This window comes from Gemmata obscuriglobus (assembly GCF_008065095.1).
In the GTDB taxonomy this organism is placed as follows: domain Bacteria; phylum Planctomycetota; class Planctomycetia; order Gemmatales; family Gemmataceae; genus Gemmata; species Gemmata obscuriglobus.
On sequence record NZ_CP042911.1, the window covers coordinates 7,605,114 to 7,629,723 of the forward strand.

At 70.0% G+C, this 24,610-nt stretch carries 35 protein-coding genes; 19 read left to right on the top strand and 16 right to left on the bottom strand.

What is annotated here, in order from left to right; all coding sequences use genetic code 11:
- The first annotated feature begins 480 nt into the window (after window positions 1-480).
- From GobsT_RS40105 to GobsT_RS38380, 19 genes are all read left to right on the top strand, one after another.
- Window positions 481-936 (top strand): hypothetical protein, encoded by a 456-nt coding sequence (locus GobsT_RS40105; protein ID WP_232068434.1) that lies wholly within the window; start codon window positions 481-483, stop codon window positions 934-936.
- Window positions 937-1,006: 70 nt separating this feature from the next.
- Entirely contained in the window at window positions 1,007-1,513 is a 507-nt protein-coding gene (locus tag GobsT_RS31395; RefSeq protein WP_010053216.1) for a hypothetical protein, read from the top strand.
- 69 nt (window positions 1,514-1,582) lie between these two features.
- Window positions 1,583-2,146: a hypothetical protein gene (locus tag GobsT_RS31400; protein ID WP_010049224.1), complete on the top strand. Its 564-nt coding sequence runs from the start codon at window positions 1,583-1,585 to the stop codon at window positions 2,144-2,146.
- Window positions 2,147-2,167: 21 nt separating this feature from the next.
- Window positions 2,168-2,464, top strand: coding sequence for a hypothetical protein (locus tag GobsT_RS39095; RefSeq protein WP_157507174.1), 297 nt, complete (start codon window positions 2,168-2,170; stop codon window positions 2,462-2,464).
- 135 nt (window positions 2,465-2,599) lie between these two features.
- On the top strand, window positions 2,600-3,052 hold the full coding sequence (locus GobsT_RS31405; protein WP_010049221.1) for a hypothetical protein: 453 nt from the start codon (window positions 2,600-2,602) through the stop codon (window positions 3,050-3,052).
- 304 nt (window positions 3,053-3,356) lie between these two features.
- A complete protein-coding gene (locus GobsT_RS39100; protein WP_162542117.1) occupies window positions 3,357-3,620 on the top strand; it encodes a hypothetical protein in 264 nt (87 codons plus the stop codon).
- Between the two features lie 294 nt (window positions 3,621-3,914).
- The gene (locus GobsT_RS31410) at window positions 3,915-4,412 is read left to right on the top strand and encodes an Imm1 family immunity protein (RefSeq protein ID WP_010049216.1); all 498 of its coding nucleotides are present in this window, start codon (window positions 3,915-3,917) and stop codon (window positions 4,410-4,412) included.
- A gap of 118 nt (window positions 4,413-4,530) precedes the next feature.
- The gene (locus GobsT_RS31415; protein ID WP_010049215.1) at window positions 4,531-5,073 is read left to right on the top strand and encodes a hypothetical protein; all 543 of its coding nucleotides are present in this window, start codon (window positions 4,531-4,533) and stop codon (window positions 5,071-5,073) included.
- 404 nt (window positions 5,074-5,477) lie between these two features.
- Window positions 5,478-6,119, top strand: coding sequence for a hypothetical protein (locus GobsT_RS31420; RefSeq protein WP_232068435.1), 642 nt, complete (start codon window positions 5,478-5,480; stop codon window positions 6,117-6,119).
- Window positions 6,120-6,190: 71 nt separating this feature from the next.
- Complete coding sequence (locus tag GobsT_RS31425) at window positions 6,191-6,658, top strand: hypothetical protein (protein ID WP_029601261.1); 468 nt, start codon at window positions 6,191-6,193, stop codon at window positions 6,656-6,658.
- A gap of 573 nt (window positions 6,659-7,231) precedes the next feature.
- Entirely contained in the window at window positions 7,232-7,768 is a 537-nt protein-coding gene (locus GobsT_RS31435) for a hypothetical protein (protein WP_010049208.1), read from the top strand.
- A gap of 74 nt (window positions 7,769-7,842) precedes the next feature.
- A complete protein-coding gene (locus tag GobsT_RS31440; RefSeq protein ID WP_010049206.1) occupies window positions 7,843-8,142 on the top strand; it encodes a hypothetical protein in 300 nt (99 codons plus the stop codon).
- Window positions 8,143-8,315: 173 nt separating this feature from the next.
- Window positions 8,316-8,618 carry a hypothetical protein gene (locus tag GobsT_RS31445; protein ID WP_010036162.1) on the top strand — a complete coding sequence of 101 codons (303 nt, stop codon included), beginning with the start codon at window positions 8,316-8,318 and terminating at the stop codon, window positions 8,616-8,618.
- A 151-nt stretch (window positions 8,619-8,769) separates the two neighbouring features.
- The gene (locus GobsT_RS39105; RefSeq protein WP_162542116.1) at window positions 8,770-8,976 is read left to right on the top strand and encodes a hypothetical protein; all 207 of its coding nucleotides are present in this window, start codon (window positions 8,770-8,772) and stop codon (window positions 8,974-8,976) included.
- Window positions 8,977-9,046: 70 nt separating this feature from the next.
- On the top strand, window positions 9,047-9,553 hold the full coding sequence (locus GobsT_RS31450; protein WP_010053216.1) for a hypothetical protein: 507 nt from the start codon (window positions 9,047-9,049) through the stop codon (window positions 9,551-9,553).
- Window positions 9,554-9,622: 69 nt separating this feature from the next.
- Window positions 9,623-10,210 carry a hypothetical protein gene (locus GobsT_RS31455; RefSeq protein WP_109570743.1) on the top strand — a complete coding sequence of 196 codons (588 nt, stop codon included), beginning with the start codon at window positions 9,623-9,625 and terminating at the stop codon, window positions 10,208-10,210.
- Window positions 10,188-10,559, top strand: coding sequence for a DUF4274 domain-containing protein (locus tag GobsT_RS31460; protein WP_010049366.1), 372 nt, complete (start codon window positions 10,188-10,190; stop codon window positions 10,557-10,559). The genes GobsT_RS31455 and GobsT_RS31460 overlap by 23 nt, the downstream gene beginning before the upstream one ends.
- 562 nt (window positions 10,560-11,121) lie before the next feature.
- A complete protein-coding gene (locus GobsT_RS40650; protein WP_010049365.1) occupies window positions 11,122-11,253 on the top strand; it encodes a hypothetical protein in 132 nt (43 codons plus the stop codon).
- A 172-nt stretch (window positions 11,254-11,425) separates the two neighbouring features.
- Window positions 11,426-11,566 (top strand): hypothetical protein, encoded by a 141-nt coding sequence (locus GobsT_RS38380; RefSeq protein WP_010049364.1) that lies wholly within the window; start codon window positions 11,426-11,428, stop codon window positions 11,564-11,566.
- A gap of 32 nt (window positions 11,567-11,598) precedes the next feature.
- Here GobsT_RS38380 and GobsT_RS31465 read toward each other — a convergent pair whose 3' ends face one another.
- The 16 genes from GobsT_RS31465 to GobsT_RS31535 form a co-directional block, all read right to left on the bottom strand.
- Window positions 11,599-12,342 carry a terminase large subunit domain-containing protein gene (locus GobsT_RS31465; protein WP_232068502.1) on the bottom strand — a complete coding sequence of 248 codons (744 nt, stop codon included), beginning with the start codon at window positions 12,340-12,342 and terminating at the stop codon, window positions 11,599-11,601.
- Complete coding sequence (locus GobsT_RS39110) at window positions 12,254-12,865, bottom strand: coiled-coil domain-containing protein (protein ID WP_010049362.1); 612 nt, start codon at window positions 12,863-12,865, stop codon at window positions 12,254-12,256. The genes GobsT_RS31465 and GobsT_RS39110 overlap by 89 nt, the downstream gene beginning before the upstream one ends.
- A 298-nt stretch (window positions 12,866-13,163) precedes the next feature.
- Window positions 13,164-13,811 (bottom strand): TIGR02996 domain-containing protein, encoded by a 648-nt coding sequence (locus tag GobsT_RS31475; RefSeq protein ID WP_010049360.1) that lies wholly within the window; start codon window positions 13,809-13,811, stop codon window positions 13,164-13,166.
- A complete protein-coding gene (locus tag GobsT_RS40110) occupies window positions 13,808-14,407 on the bottom strand; it encodes a J domain-containing protein (RefSeq protein ID WP_010049358.1) in 600 nt (199 codons plus the stop codon). Before GobsT_RS40110 ends, GobsT_RS31475 begins: the two co-directional genes overlap by 4 nt.
- Window positions 14,404-15,255, bottom strand: coding sequence for a DNA adenine methylase (locus tag GobsT_RS31485; protein ID WP_010049357.1), 852 nt, complete (start codon window positions 15,253-15,255; stop codon window positions 14,404-14,406). The genes GobsT_RS40110 and GobsT_RS31485 overlap by 4 nt, the downstream gene beginning before the upstream one ends.
- Window positions 15,252-15,497 carry a hypothetical protein gene (locus GobsT_RS31490; RefSeq protein ID WP_010049355.1) on the bottom strand — a complete coding sequence of 82 codons (246 nt, stop codon included), beginning with the start codon at window positions 15,495-15,497 and terminating at the stop codon, window positions 15,252-15,254. Before GobsT_RS31490 ends, GobsT_RS31485 begins: the two co-directional genes overlap by 4 nt.
- Window positions 15,494-15,655, bottom strand: coding sequence for a hypothetical protein (locus GobsT_RS38385; protein ID WP_010049354.1), 162 nt, complete (start codon window positions 15,653-15,655; stop codon window positions 15,494-15,496). Before GobsT_RS38385 ends, GobsT_RS31490 begins: the two co-directional genes overlap by 4 nt.
- Window positions 15,652-17,859, bottom strand: coding sequence for a ParB/RepB/Spo0J family partition protein (locus tag GobsT_RS31495; protein ID WP_109570742.1), 2,208 nt, complete (start codon window positions 17,857-17,859; stop codon window positions 15,652-15,654). The genes GobsT_RS38385 and GobsT_RS31495 overlap by 4 nt, the downstream gene beginning before the upstream one ends.
- Window positions 17,860-17,887: 28 nt before the next feature.
- The gene (locus GobsT_RS31500) at window positions 17,888-18,139 is read right to left on the bottom strand and encodes a hypothetical protein (protein WP_010053305.1); all 252 of its coding nucleotides are present in this window, start codon (window positions 18,137-18,139) and stop codon (window positions 17,888-17,890) included.
- Window positions 18,136-18,339: a hypothetical protein gene (locus GobsT_RS31505; RefSeq protein WP_010053301.1), complete on the bottom strand. Its 204-nt coding sequence runs from the start codon at window positions 18,337-18,339 to the stop codon at window positions 18,136-18,138. The genes GobsT_RS31500 and GobsT_RS31505 overlap by 4 nt, the downstream gene beginning before the upstream one ends.
- A 193-nt stretch (window positions 18,340-18,532) precedes the next feature.
- On the bottom strand, window positions 18,533-19,120 hold the full coding sequence (locus tag GobsT_RS31510) for a putative metallopeptidase (RefSeq protein WP_109570741.1): 588 nt from the start codon (window positions 19,118-19,120) through the stop codon (window positions 18,533-18,535).
- A gap of 64 nt (window positions 19,121-19,184) precedes the next feature.
- Window positions 19,185-21,647 carry a DUF3987 domain-containing protein gene (locus tag GobsT_RS31515; protein WP_162542114.1) on the bottom strand — a complete coding sequence of 821 codons (2,463 nt, stop codon included), beginning with the start codon at window positions 21,645-21,647 and terminating at the stop codon, window positions 19,185-19,187.
- A gap of 46 nt (window positions 21,648-21,693) precedes the next feature.
- Window positions 21,694-22,080: a hypothetical protein gene (locus GobsT_RS31520; protein ID WP_010045372.1), complete on the bottom strand. Its 387-nt coding sequence runs from the start codon at window positions 22,078-22,080 to the stop codon at window positions 21,694-21,696.
- Window positions 22,077-22,778, bottom strand: coding sequence for a lambda-exonuclease family protein (locus tag GobsT_RS31525; RefSeq protein WP_010045370.1), 702 nt, complete (start codon window positions 22,776-22,778; stop codon window positions 22,077-22,079). The genes GobsT_RS31520 and GobsT_RS31525 overlap by 4 nt, the downstream gene beginning before the upstream one ends.
- The gene (locus GobsT_RS31530) at window positions 22,775-23,044 is read right to left on the bottom strand and encodes a hypothetical protein (RefSeq protein WP_148087940.1); all 270 of its coding nucleotides are present in this window, start codon (window positions 23,042-23,044) and stop codon (window positions 22,775-22,777) included. The genes GobsT_RS31525 and GobsT_RS31530 overlap by 4 nt, the downstream gene beginning before the upstream one ends.
- Window positions 23,041-24,573 (bottom strand): AAA family ATPase, encoded by a 1,533-nt coding sequence (locus GobsT_RS31535; protein WP_010045364.1) that lies wholly within the window; start codon window positions 24,571-24,573, stop codon window positions 23,041-23,043. Before GobsT_RS31535 ends, GobsT_RS31530 begins: the two co-directional genes overlap by 4 nt.
- Window positions 24,574-24,610 lie beyond the last annotated feature (37 nt).

Consider the following 24,610-nt stretch of genomic DNA (forward strand, 5'->3'; position numbering starts at 1 on the left):
GCGTGCCGCGACACGGCGCGCGGGGTCGGTGGTGCTCCGCCCGCCCGCATCGGTGGCACGGGCTCCGCGGAGGCGCGGCGCTCGGCGTGTCGCCCCGAACCGCGGTGGTAAGCGAGCCGAACCCGGCGCTGCACCTGACACCGCCCGCTAGTCTGGGACGCATCGCTGACGGTATGATGGCGGTGCAGGTGAGCTGTTCGTTCGGCCACCCGAGGGCGCTCGATCGCGCGGGCGGCGGTGGTGGGCGTGTGGTCCGCATGGGTGAACCCCGCGTGCCGTGCTCCGCGTGGTGCCGATCGGGACGGGCGCGGCTCGCCGCCGCGAGGTGCGGGTGGGCGTGGCTGGTGGTGCCGTGGGACACGGTGGTGCGGGTCGGTGGTGCTCCGCGTGTGGCCCGTGGGTGTCTGGCGCGGCTCACCGCCGCGAGGTGCGGTGGTGGGTGGCCCCCGGTGTGCCGCGGCACGGTGGTGCGGGTCGGTGGTGGCTCCGCGGAACCGCGACGCGGGCGCGGGCTCCGCGGAACCGCACATCCCAGCGCAGAAGCCGAACCCGGCGCTGCACCTGACACCGCCATCTGTTCTGGGACGCACCGCTCATCCGGTGATGGCGGTGCAGGTGAGCTTTATGTTCGGCAACCAGAGGGCGCAGCGGATGGGTAGCAGCGAAGCGAGCCTGCCTCTTTACGATCACTGCTCGCTGTGCGGCGCAGCAATCCGCAGGTGCGATTCGGTGGTGACCATCGAACGGCACGAAGAGCAGGTGTGTGCAAACGGCGACGTCGAGATCACTCGAGCGGAGGTGCTGGTGTCGCTTTGCATGCCTTGTGGGCAGCGTTACCCGCTGTCGGTTACACGGGTCGAGTTGGGCGGTCAAGCGTTCATCGGCGCGAAGTGGCCCGAGGCCGAACCCGGCGCTGCACCTGACACCGCCCGCTGATTCGGAACGCATCGCGGCCCGGGACCTCGCGGTGCAGGTGAGCTGTTCGTTCGGCAGGAAGAGGGCGCGGATGGGGAACGTCCGGCTGAGAACGGTGACCTATTCGGACCTCTCCGCTTTGCGGCACGAAGTGGCGGTCGTCGATGGCCCGCAGTTCCAACCTCCCGAGTTCCTCGTCGTTCGCTACTTCGGCTCCTATCGCGATGGGTCCGAGGGCACGCCGGACGCCAAGTACATCCTCGCCGCGTCCGCAGCCGCCCGGGAGGCGTGGTGGTCACGGTGTACCGTCCTCGACTTCCGTGAGCTCGTGTACCGCTGGGGAGACAACATGGCGTGGGTCACTCAGATCGGGCGCGATGGGGTGACCAAGCTCCAGTGGCCGCTCGCCATCGTGGTTGGGGACGGTTGTCGTGATGCACTCCGGTCACTGTTGCGGGACGAGTATGCGGGTCTGTGCGTGGAGTCGCTGGACGAGGCGTTTACCCTCTGCCGAGTTAAGGCTGAGGAGCATGAGCGACAGCTCAAGCAATGGCGGCCGCGGGCCGAACCCGGCGCTGCACCTGACACCGCCGGCTGACTTGTGACGCATCGCTCATTCGATGATGGCGGTGCAGGTGAGCTCTTTGTTCGGCAACAGAGGGCGCTGATGGCAGCGGATGAGGTGGTCCCGCACATCGGCATCCGGTCGCTCGCCGGCATGGTGCGGCTGGGCATGACCCGCGCGGAAGTACAACCCCTGCTCGACCAGGATCGCGACATCCGGGTGGATTTCCGCGGTGATCCACCGGTGGTGGCGTTCGTCGAATCGCCCAAGCACTGGGGATCGTTCGAGGGCATCGACCTGTTCGAGGCCGGGGCCGACGAGGTCATCGCCGAGATCGCCGAGCGGCTCGGGTTGGCGCCAGAAGTGTACCGGCCAGGGCGGCACTCGTACTACTTCCCCGATCTGCGCATGGGCCTGTGGCGGAGTTGCGTGTCGGACGAGGACGGCGACCAGGGCTTCACGTTCGACAGCGTGAGCGTCCACGCGCCGGGGTACTACGATCCCACGGGACTGGCGTTCATCCGGCATCAGGGCGGGCTGCCTCCGGAGCAGAGGCACGCCGAACCCGGCGCTGCACCTGACACCGCCCGCTGTATTGTGACGCACCGCTCATCCGGTCATGGCGGTGCAGGTGAGCTAATTGTTCGGCCACCATCGCGTGCATGAGCGCGGGCGGCGGCGGTGGTGGTGAGCGTGTGGTCCGCGGCGCGTCCGGCGGTGCTGTGGTGCTCCGCGTGGTGCCCGAGTGTGACGGGCGCGGCTCAGCGCCGCGAGGTGCGGTTGGGCGTGGCCGGGGTGCGGGTGGGGACACGATCGGGCGTGTCGGTGGTGCTCCGCGTGGTGCCGGTGGGTGGCGGGCGCGGCTCATCGCCGCGAGGTGCGGTGGTGGGCGGCCTCCGATGGGTCGGGATACGGTGGTGCGGGTCGGTGGTGCTCCGCTCGGCCGCACCGGTGCCGCGGGCATCCGCAGATGCGCGGCACTGAGCGCGCCCGGAACCGCCGAGGGCATTGAGCCGAACCCGGCGCTGCACCTGACACCGCCCGCTGATCCGGGACGCACCGCTTATCCGGCGATGGCGGTGCAGGTGAGCTTTACGTTCGGCCGCAGAGGGCGCAGGGATGGCGGAGCGGTTAGTCGAGTGGACCGACCCGCCCCCGATGCACCCACATCGGGCCAACCCAGCGTTTCTTTACGAAGAGGGCAGCGGTCCGGTCTGGTGCCATTACCTGGCGTACGCCCTTCGCGAGTCGGAGGAGCACTTCGCGGTCCTACTGTTCTGCTGCGAGGACTCGGACGTAGTGTCGCTCACAAGCCCAGCAGCTGACAAGCATCCGTACCGCACGCTGGGGCTGATTGGGCCTAGGTTCTTCCGACTCCTCGATTCCCCGCGGCAGAACGGGTACGATCTTTACCACCTGCTCTGCGCGTTCCCACAGCGGACGATCGAGGTGGTCTGCATGACATATGCGGTATTGGAGAGCAGAATTGCGGCGCGGTCGTCGGTCGGCGCATTGCTCGCTGTGGTTGCCAAGCAGGCCGAACCCGGCGCTGCACCTGACACCGCCCGCTGACTTGGAACGCATCGCTCCTTGGGAGGGGCGGTGCAGGTGAGCTATTTGTTCGGCCACCATCGCGTGCATGAGCGCGGGCGGCGGCGGTGGTGGTGAGCGTGTGGTCCGCGGCGCGTCCGGCGGTGCTGTGGTGCTCCGCGTGGTGCCCGAGTGTGACGGGCGCGGCTCAGCGCCGCGAGGTGCGGTTGGGCGTGGCCGGGGTGCGGGTGGGGACACGATCGGGCGTGTCGGTGGTGCTCCGCGTGGTGCCGGTGGGTGGCGGGCGCGGCTCATCGCCGCGAGGTGCGGTGGTGGGCGGCCTCCGATGGGTCGGGATACGGTGGTGCGGGTCGGTGGTGCTCCGCTCGGCCGCACCGGTGCCGCGGGCATCCGCAGATGCGCGGCACTGAGCGCGCCCGGAACCGCCGAGGGCATTGAGCCGAACCCGGCGCTGCACCTGACACCGCCCGCTGATCCGGGACGCACCGCTTATCCGGCGATGGCGGTGCAGGTGAGCTTTACGTTCGGCTACCATCGCGAGCATGAACGCGCGTGCGGCGGCGGTGGGCGTGTGGTCCGCGGTGCGTAAGACGGTTGTGTCGCACGAGGTGGCGGGTGTCGCCGCGGCCCCGGTTGTGATGCCGCGGTGGGCCGCACGGCACCGCGCGTGTCGCGGGCTCGGGCACGGCCGATGCGCGGCGCCGGCGCGGGCTCCGCAGAGCCGCGTGCGCAACGGCGCAGAAGCGAACCGCGGACGGCAGCGAGCCGAACCCGGCGCTGCACCTGACACCGCCATGTAGTTTGGACGGCATCGCTCATCCGATGATGGCGGTGCAGGTGAGCTGTATGTTCGGCCGCGGAAGGTATCGGAGGTGGTAGCGGCATGCCCGAGGTGTACTTCGACCATGCGGAAGTAGATGGTCCGATTCCCCCGGGCGCGGACGCGATCGTCCGGCTGATGCGTGAGCGAGGCGAGGACTACTGGAATGATGCCGAGGACGGCCCCGGGTTCAAGTCCCTGTACTACTATGCCGAAGGGCGGGATTCGGACGTGGGGTGTACCGCGGAGTTGGTGCTCACCAAGAAGGACCGGTACGGGTTCCACTTCTGGCTGCACTACCCGGTGAGCTGGGTGGACTCGCCGTACTACCGCGAGCACGAGTCGCACTACTCGTGCTCGGACCCCGACCTGCGGGAGTGGGTGGGCGTCGGCGACTCGCATGAGGGCCAGCGGCCCATCTTCGCCGGCCTGTTCGTGCCGGTCGAGGACGCCGTTGAGGTGGTCCGCGAGTTCGTCCGCTCCGGCGAGCGATCCCCGCGCATCCGGTGGGTCGATGGGCGGTTCATCCGGGACGCCGAGCGGCGGCACGGCATCCCCTAAGCGCAGACGCCGAACCCGGCGCTGCACCTGACACCGCCATGTAGTCTGTGTTGCGTTGCTCCTTGGGAGGGGGCGGTGCAGGTGAGCTTCAATATTCGGCAACAGAAGGGCGCACGGAATGGCGGAACCGCAAGCCACCGAGTACCCGACGCGCGAATGGCTTACCGATCGCTTTGCGGACGTGCAGTTCACGCACCGCGTCCCCGCCGTGAAGTGGGCATACTTCACGCAGTTGATCCGCCCGCTTGCGGGTGAAGCCGCAGGAATCCTATGGTCGGCGCTGTTCGCCGGGGTTGGGCGGCCGTTCCATCCCCGGCTCGCACGCGGGTGGATGGGGGAGCTGTTCAAGCGAGGCCCCCGCAGTCGGGGCTCTGACTTCAAGCACGGGGAGTTACTCGACGCGGGGCTGTGCAGCCGGTTGGGGTGGGCGTCCTCCGCGCCGGTGTTCCTGGTCTTCCAGCCGACGCAGGTGTACGTGGCCCCCTGGTCCGTGTGGCTAGATTGCTTCCGCCGCAGTTGGGTGCCGTTCGATACCTCGGTCCTGTGCAGCGACTCGTCATCGAAGGTCGCGGTGTTCTGGGAGGGCTTTGGCCCGTACTTCGCCGACCGCGGGGCGCGAAGCCTGGCCGAACCCAGCGCTGCACCGGACCCGGCCACGTAGTTCGTTTCCCGGCGCTCCCCGGTCGGCCGTGTGCGCTACTGGTGTCGCGGCCGGGCCGGTGAGCTTTATGTTCGGCCACCCCGAGCCGCTCGATCGCGCGTGCGGCGGCGGTGGGCGTATGGCCCGCGTGGGTGAACCGCGCGTGTGGTGCTCCGCGTGGTGCCGGCGGTGGCGGGCGCGGCTCGCCGCCGCGAGCTTGCGGTGGTCGTGGCCGGGTGCGGATGGGTGCACGGTGGTGCGGGTCGGTGGTGCTCCGCTGAGACCGATCGGTTGCGGGCGCGGCTCATCGCCGCGTGTGGCGGTGGTGGGTGGCCCTCGGTGTGCCGGGACACGGCGCGCGGAGTCGGTGGTGCTCCGCCCGGTCGCACCGGTGGCACGGGCTCCGCAGATGCGCGGCGCTCGGCGTGTTGCCCGGAACCGCGGAGGGGAGCGAGCCGAACCCGGCGCTGCACCTGACACCGCCCGCTCTACTGCGACGCTCCGCTCATCCGGTGATGGCGGTGCAGGTGAGCTTGTTGTTCGGCAGGAAGAGGGCGCGGATGGGGAACGTCCGGCTGAGAACGGTGACCTATTCGGACCTCTCCGCTTTGCGGCACGAAGTGGCGGTCGTCGATGGCCCGCAGTTCCAACCTCCCGAGTTCCTCGTCGTTCGCTACTTCGGCTCCTATCGCGATGGGTCCGAGGGCACGCCGGACGCCAAGTACATCCTCGCCGCGTCCGCAGCCGCCCGGGAGGCGTGGTGGTCACGGTGTACCGTCCTCGACTTCCGTGAGCTCGTGTACCGCTGGGGAGACAACATGGCGTGGGTCACTCAGATCGGGCGCGATGGGGTGACCAAGCTCCAGTGGCCGCTCGCCATCGTGGTTGGGGACGGTTGTCGTGATGCACTCCGGTCACTGTTGCGGGACGAGTATGCGGGTCTGTGCGTGGAGTCGCTGGACGAGGCGTTTACCCTCTGCCGAGTTAAGGCTGAGGAGCATGAGCGACAGCTCAAGCAGTGGCGGCCGCGGGCCGAACCCGGCGCTGCACCTGACACCGCCGGCTGACTTGTGACGCATCGCTCATTCGATGATGGCGGTGCAGGTGAGCTCTTTGTTCGGCCACCAGAGGCGTACGGATGAATCGCTGGCGTGTGAGGTTGCTCGCGTTCGCTGGCTTGTGCTCGGTCGGCACTCTCATGTACCTGACCCGCGCCGATCGTACGCCCGAGGCCGACCCGGAAGGGCTCCATACGGATGACCGCGTCCGACGACTGGCCCCGTACGACATCGCGGCCGCAACGGTGGCAACGTGGTCTCCACTCGACATACCACCGCTGGGGGTGGTGCCCGCGGGCGCCACCCGTCCACGCCGGGAAGTGTTCGAGGCGCTCGGACTCGACGAACACCGGGTCCGTGACCTCCGTGCGTCCCCTTCCTTTCGCGTGACGATTCTTCGGTGGCAGGTGTCTCCGTCCTACGACGTGGTGTGTATGACCGCTGACAACAGCCCGGCGTCTAGCGCGGTCCCGCTCGATGACCCGGAACGCTCGGTCTACGGCATCCGGTTCGTGAGCCGCTCGGAGGGGGCACACCATATCTGGTAATCGGCCAGAGCAACGGAGCCGAACCCCGCGCTGCACCGGACCGCGGCGACCGAAGCTGATTCCAGTGTTCATGCTCACACGCCGCGGCCGGTGAGCTCATTGTTCGGCCACCATCGCGTGCATGATCGCGCGGGCGGCGGTGCTGGGCGTGTGGTCCGCATGGGTGAACTCCGCGTGTCGGGCTCCGCATTATGCCGGTGGTCGCGGGCGCGGCTCATCGCCGCGAGCTTGCGGTGAGCGTGGCCGGCGGTGTCGTGGGACACGGCGTTTCGTGTCGGTGGTGCTCCGCGTGGCGCCCGTGGGTGGTGGGCGCGGCTCATCGCCGCGAGGTGCGGTTGGGCGTGGGCTCCGGTGTGCCGCGACACGGCGCGTCGGGTCGGTGGTGGCTCCGCTCGGCCGCGTCGGTGGGCGGGCTCCGCGGCGCCGCAGTGCTCGGCGTGAGGCCCGGAACCGCGGTGGTCAGCGAGCCGAACCCGGCGCTGCACCTGACACCGCCATCGGCATTGTGACCCACTGCTCATCGTATGATGGCGGTGCAGGTGAGCTGTTCGTTCGGCACCAGAAGGGCGCTCCGTGGATAGGTTCGAGGTCGCGCTCTACCCGCCGCTCGCCGAATGCCCGCCCGAGCGCCGAAGCTACCGGCAAGCGCACCTGGCGATCAACGGGCAATCGCTGCTTGAGTTGGTTCGGACAGCCGAGGAGCCGTGGGCACGGGCCGAGTACTTGGAGCGGCTGCCCGAGTTCGAGAACCCGGACGAGTTCCGGTTCGAGCCGGGCGACTACCACTACCTGCCCGCGTCTTGGCTGCTCCTGCCGAGTCTGGAGTTGCTCGGCCGTCCCCGCGACCCGGGGTTCGCGCTGGAACTGGGCGACCCGCGTCGGTCCAAGGCAACGGTCCTGGGTTGCACCTGCGGGATCGTGCAGTGCTGGTTCGTGCAGGTGCGGGTCACGGTACGCGCGGAGGTGGTCGAGTGGTCCGAGTTCGGGCAGTTCCACCGCCCGCACTGGCACTACGGTTTGGGTCCGTTCACCTTCGACCGCCGGCAGTACGAGGCGCAACTCGTACCCCAAGAGGCCGAACCCGGCGCTGCACCTGACACCGCCCGCTGAGTTGTGACGCACCGCTCATCGTGTGATGGCGGTGCAGGTGAGCTTCATTGTTCGGCAACCAGAGGGCCTCGCGAGTGGACGCCTCTTGGCTGGTCCGGCGCGTGACGGTGGCTGAGGCCGAGGCGGCGCATACGGCCCGCCGGGTGTCAGGCCGCCCCGCACCCGTGCCGTTCGGGGGCCTCAGCGCGCAGTGGCGGGAGCTGGTGGCCGAGATGCGCCCGGGCGATGAGCTGTGGGAGTACGACAGCCCGGCCGCCGAGTGGGATCGCAACATGGGCAGCTCGGGGTACATCCTGATCCGGCCGGGGGCCGAGGGCCACATCCGACTGCCGGACGGCGGTGTCGTGGCCTGCGTCACTTGCCGGATGAACTGAGTGCCTGTGCTCCTGCTGCGGCTCCGCCGGCCGGTCGCGGCGGTCGTGGTCCCAGAGCAAGGCAGCCGAACCCGGCGCTGCACCTGACACCGCCATCAGGTTTGTGACGCACCGCTCATCCGATGATAGCGGTGCAGGTGAGCTTTATGTTCGGCACCAGAGGGACGCATCGGATGAGCCTCGTCGTTCGCCTGTGTGTGTGCAACGACGCTGACAGCGGGGCCGACCGGTTAGTGGAGGTCGTCCCAAGCGACTTCAGCGTCGCCCTTCGACCCGGCGAGGAGTGCGTCGTTACCGCTGTCGGGTTGGACGCGGTGCCGTCGCTGACGGTTGTCGAGTCGGCCTACGGCACGCATGTCATCTGCGAAGGCGGGGCCGCGGTCACCGTCGAGGGGCCTCGTCGATACCAGATGCGCGGTCTGGCAGAGGCGCCGCAAGAAGCCGAACCCGGCGCTGCACCTGACACCGCCATGTGATTCGGACCCCGCCGCTCATCCGATGATGGCGGTGCAGGTGAGCTATTTGTTCGGCAACCAGAGGGCGCAGCGGATGGGTAGCAGCGAAGCGAGCCTGCCTCTTTACGATCACTGCTCGCTGTGCGGCGCAGCAATCCGCAGGTGCGATTCGGTGGTGACCATCGAACGGCACGAAGAGCAGGTGTGTGCAAACGGCGACGTCGAGATCACTCGAGCGGAGGTGCTGGTGTCGCTTTGCATGCCTTGTGGGCAGCGTTACCCGCTGTCGGTTACACGGGTCGAGTTGGGCGGTCAAGCGTTCATCGGCGCGAAGTGGCCCGAGGCCGAACCCGGCGCTGCACCTGACACCGCCCGCTGATTCGGAACGCATCGCGGCCCGGGACCTCGCGGTGCAGGTGAGCTGTTCGTTCGGCAGGAAGAGGGCGCGGATGGGGAACGTCCGGCTGAGAACGGTGACCTATTCGGACCTCTCCGCTTTGCGGCACGAAGTGGCGGTCGTCGATGGCCCGCAGTTCCAACCTCCCGAGTTCCTCGTCGTTCGCTACTTCGGCTCCTATCGCGATGGGTCCGAGGGCACGCCGGACGCCAAGTACATCCTCGCCGCGTCCGCAGCCGCCCGGGAGGCGTGGTGGTCACGGTGTACCGTCCTCGACTTCCGTGAGCTCGTGTACCGCTGGGGAGACAACATGGCGTGGGTCACTCAGATCGGGCGCGATGGGGTGACCAAGCTCCAGTGGCCGCTCGCCATCGTGGTTGGGGACGGTTGTCGTGATGCACTCCGGTCACTGTTGCGGGACGAGTATGCGGGTCTGTGCGTGGAGTCGCTGGACGAGGCGTTTACCCTCTGCCGAGTTAAGGCTGAGGAGCATGAGCGACAGCTCAAGCAGTGGCGGCCGCGGGCCGAACCCGGCGCTGCACCTGACACCGCCGGCTGACTTGTGACGCATCGCTCATTCGATGATGGCGGTGCAGGTGAGCTCTTTGTTCGGCAACAGAGGGCGCTGATGGCAGCGGATGAGGTGGTCCCGCACATCGGCATCCGGTCGCTCGCCGGCATGGTGCGGCTGGGCATGACCCGCGCGGAAGTACAACCCCTGCTCGACCAGGATCGCGACATCCGGGTGGATTTCCGCGGTGATCCACCGGTGGTGGCGTTCGTCGAATCGCCCAAGCACTGGGGATCGTTCGAGGGCATCGACCTGTTCGAGGCCGGGGCCGACGAGGTCATCGCCGAGATCGCCGAGCGGCTCGGGTTGGCGCCAGAAGTGTACCGGCCAGGGCGGCACTCGTACTACTTCCCCGATCTGCGCATGGGCCTGTGGCGGAGTTGCGTGTCGGACGAGGACGGCGACCAGGGCTTCACGTTCGACAGCGTGAGCGTCCACGCGCCGGGGTACTACGATCCCACGGGACTGGCGTTCATCCGGCATCAGGGCGGGCTGCCTCCGGAGCAGAGGCACGCCGAACCCGGCGCTGCACCTGACACCGCCCGCTGTATTGTGACGCACCGCTCATCCGGTCATGGCGGTGCAGGTGAGCTAATTGTTCGGCTACCGGAGGTAGACGCGGATGGACGCGGCCCGACTGCATGAGTGGGTGGCCACGTACAACTGGGACGACGGTCTCGCCCCGGTGTGGGCCATCGCCGAGTGGCCGCGGACCGAATTCGCTACCGCCCTGCTGATCTACTGGCGGCTCGGCGGGCCGTGGCTGGAGGGCGACGCGGCTCCCGGCAACGCCCACGCCGTCCGGCTCCAGGCGGTGGTCCGCGAGCGTCTGCTGGTCGGGTTCTATCTGCGGGGCGCGTCCCGCTACGACCCGGCCGCCGAGATGACCCGCGTGCAACTCCACCAGTTCCGTAAGGCGGGAGTGCCGGAAGTATTGCTCTTGGCGTGTGGCCCAGAGGCCGAACCCGGCGCTGCACCTGACACCGCCGGCTGATTCGGGACGCGCCGCTCATCCGATGGTGGCGGTGCAGGTGAGCTGTTCGTTCGGCTGTCCATCGCTGCCTGATCTCTGAAATCGGCACCGCCTTGCGTTTCTTCGTTCCGGTTCCTCAGGCCACCGTTTCCGGTTCTCGGAATGACGGCGCAACCGGCGAGCACTTAGGTTCACTGATGAGGCGCAACCGTTCGTCGCGCGTTAACCGCGCGGTTAACGCGCGTTAACCGCGCGGTTAACACTTTAATCTCAATTCTGTTTTTCACATTCTCGGTGTTTTGGCACCACGATCGCCCAACCCCGGATGCGTTTCACATTACTGAACGACCAGGAAATTAAGCAAATTCCAGCGCAACATGTCAGCTCACACTTCCCACGTGTGCGTCACACGGTTTTCGTGTGACGCACGATTATTAGTCCTTTTCGCCACTCCGGACGGCGCGCGTTTGGAACGCGGTGTACACACCTGTTGAAGTCGGGGGCGTCCCCTGGCTTGGTTCCCTAACTGCCGTGGCGGTGGCCTTGTAAACTCCCGCCGCGGCACCTCCGGAGGTGTTGACCGATGGTCATCAAAGTGAATGGCGCCCTGACCAGGGCGGAGAGGAAGGAGCGGATCGAACTGGCGTACCGCTGGGGTAACCTGCTCCTTCGCTGGAGTTGGTTCCTGCTCGAGGTCGCTCGGTTCTGGAGCTGATTCCGCAGACAGATGTGCCGGAACGGATCTGCGACACGAGTGATTCGCGTCGCGCATTTGGAAGCGTGCCGTACACGAAGCACGCCGGGGAAGAACTCCCCGGCGTGGTCCCTAACCCGCGCGGCGGTGGCCTTGGAAACTCCCTCCGCGCAAGCCCCGGAGCACACTAACTATGGAACCGAAATCGAGTGACCGCAAGCCCAAGGGTACTTGGGCCGGGTGGAAGGAACGCGCCGAGGTGGCGCACCGGTGGGGCGAACTGCTGCTCCGCTGGGGCTGGTTCGCCTTCGAGGTCGTGAAGTTATGCAGCTAGCCGCTGCGGTCCGCCAGCACGTGCTGGCGGCTTCAGGCTGCGCTCACGCCCCCAAGGTCGAACAGGGGCTCGATCCCTTCGGACCGGGCCCCGTGGATCACCGCCTGACTGAACACCGCGTCGATCGAGTCGAGGAACCGCAGGAAGTACTCCTGCTGGAACCACCGCTCGCCCAGCTCGGCCCGCTCGTCCTCCAGGAACTCGGGCGTGATGCGCGGGATCTGGCTCGCCGGCACCGCGGTCCGCTGCCACGGCTCGTGCAGCTTGGCACGCCGCTTGAGGCCCTCGGCGCTGTCGTCCCAGATGTCGAAGAACCAGCCCTGGTTGCCGAACGGCGTGCTCAACGTGAGCAGCTGGCCCTTCGACACCGCGAGCATCGGGCGGACGCTCTTGTACAGCTCGTCCGAAACCCGGCTCCCCTCGTCGATCACGACCAGCCGCGGGGCGCTGAACCCGACCACGCCTTCCTGCGAGTCGGGCAGGCTGATGACCCGCGACCCGTTCGCCAGCTCGAGGCTCGTCTTCGTGTCCGCGAGCTCGGCCACCGGGCTCCCCAGCGCGCGGTAGAAGTCGCGCACCTTGCGGAGCATTTCCATCGACTGCCGCATCGTGGGGCAGAACACCAGGCAGTCGGCCTTGGGCCACAGCAGGGCCTCGCGCACGACGCGGGCCGCGGTCGCGGTGCTCTTACCCGCCTGGCGGGAACAGAGGAGCGACTCCCGCTTCCCCGGGCTCGTCAGGAACCGGGCCTGCCACGGGTCCGGCCGCCACCCCATCGCCGTGAACGGGAGCGTCGGGTCCGCCCGCAGCCGCTCCAGCGTCTCCCGCGACCCGCACCGCATCCGCGCCGTTGCTTGCGCCCGCAGCTTCGCCACCTGCGCCCGGAGGCTCGCGATGCTCGCCATGCGCCTGCCCCGCCAGTTGCGCCTTGAGGCCCTCGATCTGCTCCTGCAGGTCCGCCACCATCTGCCAGTTGGCGAGCTTGTCCAGGGCCACCGTCGCGGCCCGCACCTGCACCGCCGGCGGCGCGGGCGGCCCCAGGTTCCGCTTGATCGTCGCCACCGCGTTCCGCCCGATCTCCTGCAGGTCCGTGCCCACCGCGGTGAACGCCTGATCCGTAACTATCTTGCGAACATACGATAATCTCTGTTTGAACGCCGGGTCCTTGAGCCACTTGAACAGGCTGGCCTCGGACACCTTGGCCTGCTCGGCGGCCCCTTTGACCGTGGACGACCCGAGCAGGGCCACGATGGCGAGCTCCTGCCGGGCGCTCAGTTTGTCCTCGCCCGTGCCCGCCACCGGAGGCTCCAGAATCCTCTTGTTTCCGCTACTGATGATGCCGCCCCGGGTTGCCCGGATGAAAGCGGCGGGAGGGCGGGGTTTCGATTCGCGCGCGAAGTGCGAGCCGGGGGCGGGGAGGCCCCTATAAGGGATATTTTGAGGGGGTAAAGAATTACTCTCTTAAGACCCCTTATAGGGCCTCTGGGCGCACGCATCGTGTGCGAAACGAGAGGTGCGGGGAGGCCGAAACGAACGCGAGCCGGCGCACCGCGTGGGTGCCCGGCTCTGCGGGTGAACGAGATGTGGTGCGGTCAGATTAGGGCAGGTGCCAATCGACCCACTGCCGCTTCGCGAAACGGGCGCCGGCGTCCGCGCCCTGGTGGCGCTCCACGAGGGCGAGCAGCTCGCGCCCGATCACGTCGTGCCCTAATTGCAAGCCGGGGTAGAGGCCCGCGAGGTGGAACTCGATGAGCGGCTGATCCGCGACCACCAGCGGGTACGCCAGGCGGGCCGCGTGAATCGAACTCACCACGAGGTTCGACACGAACCCCCGACTGAACTCGAGCACGACCGCGTAAGAGCGCTGGTTCGCCGCGCGGCGCGGGAGGGGAGCCGTCGACGGCAGCCGCACCGCGCACCGGACGACCCGCCCGTTCCGGGTGCCGATCGCTTCGGTCCCGGGGAGGCCTTGCGCGGCGTCGACGCTCATCAGCGTGGGCACGAGCCGCTTCCAGTTCTCGACCACGTGCCCGTCCTCGCCCTTCGAGAGCAGCCACGGGTACACCTTGCGGGGCATCACCTTCGCACCCGGCCGCACGCAGCTCATCCGAATGAATGCGGATGTTGCCCGGTCGAAGTCGGTCGGGTCCTGAAGTTCGTCGAGCCAGTCGGCGTACACGAGCCGGGCCGTGTCGTCAGCCGGGGCCGAGCGGATCGCGTTGAGGAACCCGGCTCGTTCGCTCACAGCCCACGCTCCCGCTTGAATTCCTCGTACGCGCGGTCGATCTCCGCGTACTTCGCGGCGGCTTCGGCATCGCCGGGGTTGCGGTCCGGGTGGTATTTCAGCACCAGCTTGCGGTAGTCCGAGGTGACGACCTCGGTGCGGGTGTGGAACGAAACCTCGAACACGTCCCACCAGCGTCGTTCGGTCTTCGCGGGCGACAGGGCTGCGAACCCGGTGAACGCGGCCTGGACCATGTCCCCGGTGCCCCAGCGGGCGATGCCGCGGAGGGCCTCGATCGTGTGCCGGATCGCTTGCAGGTTGTCCTCGACCTTGCGCCACCGGTCGCACGCGAACGCCACCGGCTGCCCGTGGTACCGGAAGTAGACCGCGACGCCGGCGTCGGCCGGTTGGGCCTGGTTCGCGAGCGGGAGCCCGTCCTGACGGAGCCGCAGGTTCGCGGACAGGATCACGTCCTTGGCGCCGAGCAGTTTGAGCTCGCCCAGGAGCTCATCCCGGACCCGGGCGAAGCTCTCCACCTTGAACCGCGACGGCTGCGGGAACGAGGTGCGCGGCCGCCCGGCGGGCCAGCACAGCGGGTAACGGGTCGGGTCGCTCATGCCGCGTTCCTCACCAGGAGCACTTCCTCATTCGCCGCCGCGTTGGTCTGCTTGCGGCCGCGGAACCGGTGCCAGGTCCACAGCGGTTCCGGGTACAGCTCGCGGATCAGCGGGTGGTCATAGTACCGCACCACGATTCGACACGTCTTGAAGCCGGCGAGCTTCTTCGCCAGCCGCCGCTGATCCTGCTCGGTGAAACTAAACTTGTAGCCGTCGCCGGCGTCCGGGAACGGCGGGTCCAGGTACAGCGCGTGCCCGGCCGCGTCCTTCACCTCGAGCAGGAACTTGAACACGTCCAGCCGCACGAAGCAGCAACACCGCATGACGCCGAGCCATGATTCGAGGCCGGCGGTCGCGTTGCGGAACCGGACGACCGAGTCCCCGCCGCCGGCGTCCCACCGGACCGATTGGCCGACGTCGAACTCCCCCTTCGTGCCCGCGCACCCGTTGCGGGCCATCCAGGCGCAGACAAAGTAGTCGACGGCCCAGTCCAGGTCCGGGATCCCGGTGCGGAGCTCGTCCCCGAACCAGGCGCCGTCCTGGGCGTCCTCACGATCGCGGCACCGGGCCTGGGCGGCGGCGAGCACGTCCGGGTGGTACGGGAGCGCGTCCAGCCGCTCCCGGAGCTGCGGGTTGGTGCGCGGGTTCCCGGCCGTCAGGGCCAGGTTCAGGACGTGCGTGTGCAGGTCGCCCACCACGACCGACGACGCCTGGATGTGCAGTAATTCGCTCATTCCGCCGGCGAACGGCACGCCGACCCAGCGGCACCCGGCCAGGGCCGCCCCCACGTTTTCGGCGAGAGTGCGGTTGCTGCCGAACCATGGTGCGAGTGCGGTGACCTTGCTCATGCGTCCCCCGTTTCCGTCCGCGACCACAGGATCAGGCCGACGTGCACCGGGCCGCCGTGTGGGGCTTGCACCGTGGCCCGGAAGTGCTGCATCCGGCCGTCGGCGGCCGCGACCGCGCGCCAGTTGGGGAGCGCGGCGTCGAGCCCGGCCCGGACGTCCCGCAGCACCGCGGCCCGGGGCTGGTTGCAATTGATCGTCGGCAGGACCAGGCCCAGCGCCGCGATCAGGTCGTTCAGGCTCATGCCGCGGCCCCCACGTTCCAGTCGCCCAGGTACACCACGTGCCGGACCGGCCCGCGGCCCCAGGCGCCCACCAGCTCGGCCAGCCCCACCCGGCACACGCCCGCCGCCCCGAGGTCGACCGGCGTGGCCGGCTCGACGATGCGCAGGATCAGGGTCATGCGGCACCCGCCTTCCGCTTGCCCTTCGGCTTCGGGGCCGCGGCGGCCGCGGGAGCGCTCCTCGCGCTCTCCCAGTCCACCAGCGCGTCGCCGGCCTGGTAGACCACGTCGGGCGGCACCCCGAGCTCCTTGAGCGCGGTGTACCGGTTGGCGGCCCCGTTCGGCCGGGCCGCGCCCCCGTCCCCGCGCTTCAGCCGCTCCACGACCGCGTCGAGGTCCGCGACGGTGTTCACGCCCTTGGTCGCGAGGTGGGCGGCGGCCTGCTCCGGGAAGTTCGGGACGCCGTCCCAGGTGACGAGTGCGACCGGTGCGGGCGCCGGCACCCCGCCCCCGGCCGACTTCTTCTTGTCCTTCTTCTTGGAGGCCTTCGCGGCCTTCTTCTCGGCCGCGGCGTCCTGGGTGAGCGTCTTGCGGTCGATCCCGAACGCGGCGAAGAACGCCCGCTCCTCTTTGCTGACGTTGTCCCGGGCGTACTCGCTCGCCCAGCTCAAGGTGCGGTAAGTGGCGGCCAGTTCGGCGATCAGGGCGATCAGGTCCCGGGGCTCGGCGAGCGTGAACGCGAGTGCGGAGACCGCCTCGCGGTGCGCGTGCGGGTCTTTGAGCGGGAGGCCCCGGCGCTTGGCCACCGCCCGGCACACGTCGGACCCGCCGAAGCTCGCGACCGTCGCGGCCACGTGCTGGAGGAGCGGGACCCCGCCCTGGAACACCGGGAAGCCCGGCGGGAGCTTTTCCTTGACCCGGGCCGCGACGAGCCCGTTCGCGACCGCGGCCGCGGCCCGGCCGAGTTCGGCCTTCTTCTTCCGCTCCCGCTGCTCCTTCAGCCACTTGTCGTTGGACCCGGATAAGCTGGACCGCACCCCGATCTTGTATTTCGCCTTCAGCACCGTGTCGGCGAGGTCCTCCTTGACCAGCTCGAACGGCTTCCCGGTCTTCGGCCCGACCGCGATCGCCACCTGGTCGTCGGCCACGTGCCCCTTGAGGAGCGCCCCGTACGTGCGCTTCTCCTTGTCCTGGTAGCAGGTCGCGGCCAGGTCGACGTACCCGGACCGGTAGGCGAGGGAGTCGTCGCCGTACCGGTTGAACAGCTTCTCGGCGTCCTTCTTCGAGAGGATCGTCTTGCCGCTCGCCTTCGCCGCCTCGACCACCCGCGTGTTCCACACCTCTTCCTTGGCCCGGTAGCACTCCGGGTCCAGGCACATGTCGGCCCGCACCTTGGCTTCCACCGCGTCCGGGTCGTTGCCCGCCCGCTTCGGGCACGCGTCGCAGCTGCCGACGCCCTCCAGCAGGTCGAGGGCCTGGCGCGGGAACGGGGCCGACTTCAGCTCCCGCTGGAACTCGGACGCGAGCAGGTCCTTGAGCTCCCGGTAGGTCAGCGGCCCGTCGTAATCCCAGTCCTCCAACTCGGTCGGATCCTCGCCGCGGTCGAAGTGGTCGGCGATGAATGCGTCCACTTCCTCGTCGGCGTGGTGGAAGCCCAGGATGGCACACGCGGCGGCCCGCTTGCGGCTCGGCTCGCTGTGCAGCCCGGCCACGAGCACCGCGGACGCCGGCTTCAGCTTCCCGGCATCGATGGCGGCCAGCGCCCACCCCGGCAGCCGGGCGAGCTTCAGCACGCCCCGCACGTGGGCGATCTCGTTCTTGCGGCCGAGGAACTCCGCCAGCTGCTCGACCGTGCGCCCCTCCGCCAGGGCCGTGTACCCGGCGACCAGCTCGCTCGTCCGCAGGTCCCGCGACTGCTCGCGGGACACCAGCATCACCGCCCGCACGGCCTCGTCGGTCATGGGTCGCACGATCACCGGGACCTCGTTCGGCCGGGGGGCCTTCCCGATATCCCCGCCCGCCTGATGAATGAGCGCCAGCGCCCGGAACCGCCGCTCGCCGTCGGCCAGCTCGTAGGCGGGCTCGCCGAGGTAGATCCAGGAGTACCCGTTCCACTCCGGGGCCGGCCCGCCGGCCCGGCCCACGGGCCGCACCAGCAGCGGCTCCTTCAGCCCGAGCGCCCGGATCGAGTCCGCCAGGGACGCGAGGTCCGCCGGGTCGAAGTGCCGCCGCACGTTGAACGGGCACGGCGCGACGGCCGCGAGCGGCACGTCCTCGACGATCTCCGGCCCGGACGTCGCCGGCGGCCCGACCGGGGCGCGCTCGGGTGCGGGCGCCCGCACCTCGGGGGCCGGCGCGGGAACGGGGTTCGTCTTCTTGGCCATGACCGGCTCCTGCGTTCCGTTCGGAGGTTCAATCGGGGATGGTGCGGACCGCCACGTCGCCGCCCGGCGTGGGGTACGCGACGAAGCGCGCCGGCCGGCCCCCGGGCCGGCGCACCAGGATCACGTAGTCGGGGCAGATGACTTGCGGCCCCCACCGCTCGAGCTCGCGCTGGATGAACCGGCGGGCGTACTCGTCGGCGGCGTGCCGGGGCGTTTCCGCCTCCAGCACCATCGCGTCGTCGCGGTCCTCGTGCTGCTCGTGCACCTTGAACGTCGTCATCGCGGCCCTTTCTTCCGTTTGCGTCGCCGGCGGCGGTTCGGGTCCCGGCCCTCCTCGAGCAGGAACCAGTCCCCGCCGCGGTCCATCAGCACCAGGGCAGCGGGTCGGGACCAGCCGGTGCCGTGGACCCGCCACCGCTCGTGGGGGCCGGCCCGGTACCACAGGACCCAGAGCCCGAACAGGGAGTCGGAGTCGGACACGGCGCGGGCTCCGGGGCGTCCGGCAGGAACCGCTGGCACGCGATGCACGAGGAGATCAGGCAGCTCCCGGTGTCCAGCCCGCACAGCACGCACGGCCGGGTGAAGCACTTCCAGCACGAGCCGTGCTCGTCGCGGGTGCGCTTGCACTGCGGGCACGGGGTGCCGTCGATCGGGGTGTTGCGCGGGGCGACCATCAGAGGGACCCTCCGGGCCGCGTGGCCCGTTCGAGCAGCGCGGCCTGACCCGCCGCGAGCGCCGCCTCGGCCTCGCGGGTGCAGGTCGCCAGGTTGCGGAACTCGATCGCGTCCCGCCCGTGCCGGGCCACCACCGCCGCGAACCCGTCCCCCGCCGACCAGTCCCCGGGCACCGACTTCAGCGCCGGCCGCCCGAGGTCGTCCGACTCCCACCCCACCTCGGTCTGCCCGGTCGGCTGGTTGTCCCGGTCCAGCACCGGGCGCCGCCAGAAGTTCTTCAGCCGGATGTGGCTCAGCTCGTGGTCCAGCGTCGCCACCCGCTGCCCGTACCGGAGGTCGTTCCAGGCGCCCGCGTCGATCAGGAGCTCGGCGTCGTGGGCCTTGGTCACCCGGTCCTTGAGGGACACGATCTTGATGCACGCGAGCACCGGGTACCCGCCGTGCTTGAGCGCCGGCCCCTTGTCGTTGGCCGCGAACAGGCACGCCACCTTCACCCCCGCGTCCCGCAGGTCCGGGTGCCACGAGCCCATCACCTCGGCCAGCAGCGCGCACACCTCGTCGTCGGCGATCGTGTAGGTCGTCGGCATGGGTCCGGGTCCGTGGGGGCGGGCGTTTCTCGGATTGTTCGGATAGTTCGGCGGGGTCCGGAACTCATTCGGCCTCGTTCTCCAGCTCCGGACCGGCCCGATCAATCCGAACAATCCGAGAAACGTCGGGCGAGGTGAACACCTGCGGGCTGACCTCGTACACCGGCGTCGGGGGCCGGCCCGCGGTCCGCTCGGCCGGGGGCGGCACCACCCGGATCGCGTTGTGCGCGTCCAGCAGCTGGAGCGGGGCGTTCAGGTCCTCGGGCTTGCGGAACATCGGGTTGCGCCGCAGGCTGTCGAACAGCTCGGCCCGCTTGAACGTGGGCTGCCGGCGGTCGCGGAGCCAGAGCAGGATCCGCTTGGCCCCGTCGAGCCGCGGGTCACTCCCGCACGAGCGGTGCACCCGGCGGGCGTGCGCCCCGAAGTAGAACACCATCTCGGCCGCGGCCGTCACCCACTGCGCCTCGATGCACGCCGGCGGGTCGCTGTCGTCCGAGCCGGCGAGGGCGAGCAGCTGGAGCACCAGCGCGAGCCGGGCCGCCGAGCCCTCGAACTTGCCGTACGCGGACCGCATCCACGGCGGGAAGTCCGGGTCCGACATGGTGGCGGCCAGCCGGTCGGTGTACGCCCGCCACGCCTCGCGGCCCGCGTCGGACAGCGGCAGCACGTGCGCCCGGGGCCGCTTCTTGCCGAGGCCGGCCGGCTCCATCGTCATGCACCACAGGTTCTTCAGCACCTGCCCCCACTGACTCGACAGGGCGAACGGCACCTCGTAGAACCGCTCGCCCCGGGGCGGCAGCGCGGCCGGGTACGCCCACAGGATGCGCTCGGCCAGCCCGTCCCGGCGGTCGAAGAACTCGCGCACCACGTCCGGCTGGGTGGCCCCGACCATCGTGAGCGACGGGCGGGACACGTGGATCGCGGCCCCGCCCTTGCGGTGCACCGTGATCGGCTCCGAGTCGTACACCTCCAGGAAGAACGACCGGTCCGACCCGACCCCCTTCGCCTTGTACTGGTTCTGGGCGAGGAGCCAGCCCACGAGTTCGGGCTTGTACAGGAGCAGCCCGCGGGGCTGGCGCTGGAGCATCTCGCCGAGCTTCTCGACGGTCACGTCCGAGACGAACAGCTCCCCCTCGCCCTCCTTGTACATCTCGGGCAGCTCGTCCCCGTACTCGTCCCGGATCTTCTCCACCCGGTCCGCCTGCTCCTTCTGCATCGGGCGGATCACGTGCTTGATGGGCGGGCTCTTCTTCGCGCTCGGGTCCCCCACCAGCGCGCAGAACAGGCCCGCCCCCTGGAAGAAATCGGCCTTCACCTTCGCGACGTACGAGGCCCCGATCGCGGCCGACGCGGCCGCCAGGGTGGCGAGCGCCGGGTAGTCGATCGGGCAGTAGACGGACTCGGCCACCGCGCGCACGTGCTCGGCCACCGCCGGCGGGAACGCGTGCAGCGGGAACGCCGGGGCCTCGTCGATCGGCGACTCCAGCGGGACGAAGTGCTCCCACTCCGCCGGGGCCGCCGGCTTGACGGTCCCGGTCGGGGCTGCCGGGGCCTCGCGCTTCGGCCGCCCGAACCCCTGCTGCGCGATCGCGGCGCTGGCCTTCGTGAAGTCGCCGCCGTGGTGCAGCTTCGTGTACGCCCCGAACTTGTCGTAGCACCGCCCCGCGTCGAGCCCCGGGATCGAGCCCGAGAACACGTACAGCGCGGGCGAGCCGTCGCGGGCGCGGTAGTGCCCGACGGTCACCGAGATCCCGGACCGCTTGCCCGGGCGGGTGAACCGCATCACCCCGTTCGCCTGCCCGGCCGGCGTGAACCCGGCCGGCTCGAGGATGTCGCGGTACCAGTCCGCGTCCCGGTTGAAGTCCTTCCCTTCGAGGAACGCCTCGCGGGCGCCCTGGTCGGTCCACTCCGGGCTGTTCGGCCGGCACATCTCGGCGACCAGCCAGTCGGGCATCGGGGCGACGGGGCACGCGGCCGGGTCCCGCCCCTCGACCCACTCGTAGAAGTTCCCGCTCGGGTGCAAGCTGGGCGGCATCACGCACTGGCTGCCGGTGGACTGGAACCGCACCGCCTCGGACCCGCCGAGCTTCACCGCCCGGGTCGCGGGCGGCGCCGGCAGGTCCGCCGGGACCGCGTACAGGAGCCGGTGCCCCTTGCCCGTCCGGAACAGCGCGGTCCGCTCGACCGCGTCGCCGGCGAGCTCCTTGACCAGCTGCTCGCCGGCCTTCGTGTCCACGTCGATGGCGACGACCCCGGACTCCGGGCCGAGCGCCACCCCGACGTTCGCCTCGGGCCACGCCGCCCACCACGTGCCCACCTGGGCGGGGTCCACGGACGCCTCCTTCTGCCACGCCTTCAGCCGCGGGTGCTTCCCCTGGCTGCCGCACTCCGGGTTCCCGCACGAGCACCCGACCTGCCCGTCGGTGCGGCGCTCGTCGGCGACGCAGCCGTGCAGCGGCACCACCCGCCAGCCGCGGCCGGCGTAGTCGAGGGCGGCGGCGAGGAGCGGGTTCTCGGCGTGCGACACGGCGGGCCTCGGCACGGAAGTCGGGTGGGCAAAACGCGGGACGCGGTCAGAAGAGCGGGCGGTCGGCGCCCAGGTCGTCGTCGCCCTCGTCGTCGTCCAGGTCGAGGTGGTGCATCGACCCGCCGCTCGCGCCGACCACGTTGGCGCTCGCCGCGGGCAGCTGTTTCGGCAGCTCCCACGGGCGCACCGGCTCGTGCTCGTTGGCGGCCGCCACGGCCCGGGCCGCGGCCTCGTCCACGAACGAGATCGCGTACACGCTCGACCCGTGGAACAGCTTGGTCGTGAACCCGTCCGCCGCCGGGATGTCGAGCCGGCCCATCTTGGTGCCGAACATCTCCACCTCGGACAGGCGGCCCGCGAGCCGCACGTGCCCCTTCAGCTCGACGACCGCCCACTGCTCCGGCGCGGTGGTGGTGGTGGTTTCGTTGCTCATGCGCGTCGTGCCTCCCGATCGAATGCGGCGCGCGCCGCGACCACCTCGAACCAGAACTTCGCCGCCGCTTCCAGGATCCACTGCTGGCGGTCCGGGTCGGGCGGGACCGGCACCACCGCCAGCCACTCCGCCGGGCGCGGGGGGCGATCATTCACCGGTTTGTTCGACCACTTATTCCACCGGAGAGCGTTGCCCGGAGTGAACCGCTTCCCGGGGTTGAAGCTCGCGAAGTCGCACCGGGCGAGGCCGCACACGAACATCTGCCACTGGCACTGCACCTCGAAGTGCTCCGGGACGATCCCGTTCAGCGCCAGGTCGTGCGTCTCCCAGCCCGGGCACTTCAGCTCGAGGATCCACTCCTCCAGCTGGCTCGGGATCCGGGCCCCGTTCCCGCACAGCCCGTCGAGGCTGACCCGCGCCCACGGCAGGTCGGGGCGCTCGACGCACACCGGCGGGGCGTTGCACCGGCAGCGGTCCATGTACGCGGCCCGGGCGTGCGGCTCGAGCACCGTGCCCCGGTACATGGCCCCGTTCTGCGGCCGCTCGATCCCGTGGACCTTCGCGTTGAACACCGCCTCGCGGGTCGCGTCCTCGTACGGCGAGATGCCCAGGATCGCGGCGATGTCGCTGCCGCCCAGCCCCTCCCGGCGCCACGCGAGCCACTCGGCGGAGCCCTGGCTGAGGTTGAGCCGCTTCATTGCGGGCGCTCCTCGGGCGCGTTGATCGACTCGATGACGCCGCACCGGTGCAGCGTGTCGACCAACTGGGCGGCCCCGGAGAACCGGCCCACGTCCTCGCACACCCGGGCCACGAGCGACCGGCAGCGGGTGACGAGCGCGGGGGCTCCCAGGTCGACGGTGCCCGCCGCGCCCACCGGCCCGAGCCGCAGGGAGCCGCAGCGCGGGCACCAGAACACCGCCTCGACCACGGTCTGCATCGTGTGCGCGCAGGTCGGACAGCTCACGACGCCACCGCCTCTCTGGCGGCCTTGTTCGCCGCCCGCTTCGCCGCCCGAGACTTCTTCTCCGCGACCCGCACCTCGAGCTCGGTGCGGAGCCGATTGCGGAGCGACAGCGCCAGCTCGGGCAGCACCAGGCCGGGGGTGCCGTAGATCCCGCACGCCGCCGCGATCTCCTCCCCCTTGCCCTCGGCCCGGTCGCGGACCTCCGGCCACGACAGGTCGAGCTGGTGCATGAGCGCGAGCAGCTCCGCGACATCGGCCCCCGGAGCGGGCGGCGCGGTGAACCGGCGGCCGAACGCCGGGGCGGGTTTCGGGGCAGGGTCAGTCGTTAGGGTCGTGGGTTTGGCCACTGCCGTCGTCGAGTTCAGCGGGGCGTTCGGGGTGGCCGCCGTCGTAGTAGGCGTCCTCGTCGCCCCCGTGGTAGGGTCCGAGCGATCCTCACCCTCCACGTCGTCGGTCGCGGCCGGCAGGGGTGCGGGCGCCGGCACCGGCCCGGGAGGGGGCGGCGGGGGCGGGCTCGCCGGCGGCGGCGGGGGCGGGGCGTCGGGCTGGTTCCCGAGCCACGCGGCGTACAGCGCGACGTGCTCCGCGGACACGCTGGCGAAGTCCGGCTTCGCCTCGAGGTGGGTGGTGCCGAACGACTTGTCGATCCAGCTCAGCGCGTTGCGCCACGTCTTGCCCTTGCGGGTCAGCAGCGCCGAGAACTCCTCCTTCGACCACTTCCGGGCGGTCACGCCCCGGGCCTTGGCCTTGCGGTACTCGGCGTCGAACGCCCGGTACAGCGCCACCGCGTTCGGCGCGCTGGTGACCTCGTCGGGCAGCCCGTACCGGTTCCCGGCCACGATCGCCGCGGACGGCTGGACCCGCAGGTACCGCTCCTCCTTGTACGCCTTATCGTCCTTGTTCACCTGCACCCGCAGCCCGTAGAACCCGATCACGTCGGCCCACTTGTGGGTCAGCCCCCAGAGCCGCTCGTACCCCTCCGGCTTCCACTGCTCGTAGTCCTTGCCGGTCGGGTTGTTGAACTGCTTGGCCTTCGAGTGGTACAGCAGCACCACCGCCATCCGGCGCCGCACCCGCACCTGGTCGAGCAGGTTCAGGAAGCCGGCCCAGACCGGGGCGCACCGCCGCTCCCCGCGGCCGAACGAGTTGAACTCGCCCCAGTTGCCGAGGAACTCGGTGTCCGTGTCGCACACGTGCTGGGCGAGCAGGTTCTCGGCCCCGTTACCCGTGTCGACCAGCAGCGTGCGGTAGTCGTGCGGCTCGTTGATGACGGCCCGCACGGCGTCGGTCAGGTCGTCCCACTTCAGGAACCCGGTCGGGTTCTCCTCGGACGACGGGAGGTGCGCGGTCGGCCCCACCTGGCCCGATTCGATGAGGGTGAGCAGCCCGGTCTCACCGGCGGTCATCAGGAACAGCGGGTTCTCCCACTGCGCGCCGAAGCTGGTTTTGCCCGCCTTCTCGGGGGCGTACATGACGAACCGGGGCGGCAGGTTCGGCGCGGTCGTGGTGACGGACGAGAGGATACCCATGACAGGGCCTCGGGACGTGGACACGAACGGACACACA